The organism is Tritonibacter sp. SIMBA_163 (assembly GCF_046535935.1).
In the GTDB taxonomy this organism is placed as follows: Bacteria; Pseudomonadota; Alphaproteobacteria; order Rhodobacterales; family Rhodobacteraceae; genus Epibacterium; species Epibacterium scottomollicae.
Genome location: NZ_JAWJBP010001079.1, coordinates 1 through 245, shown reverse-complemented (window position 1 = coordinate 245; position 245 = coordinate 1). Strand labels below are relative to the sequence as shown.

The 245-nt window shown below is 42.9% G+C and carries 1 protein-coding gene; it reads right to left on the bottom strand.

Features of this window, described 5'->3' with window-relative positions:
* Window positions 1-245, bottom strand: a 245-nt coding sequence (locus tag R0J92_RS25660; protein WP_411053767.1) for a hypothetical protein, incomplete at both ends; no start/stop codon positions are given.

The window sequence follows — 245 nt, the reverse complement described above, 5'->3', positions numbered from 1 at the left end:
ATCCCTTTAATCGTGCCAGCTGTGATTTTGTCGGCAGATAAATTGGCTATTTTAGCATTTGTAATGGCACCATCTGTGATGTGCGCCGTGTCAATTATCGCTGTGCCTAAATGTGCTTTTTGGATTGCGGCATTTTGAATGGCTGCCGTTCCAATTGCAGCATCATTTACGTGCAATGCTGTAACAGATTTTTCGGTTAACATGACATCGTAAGGACTGGCAGACCATTCTTTTATAGCTTCACC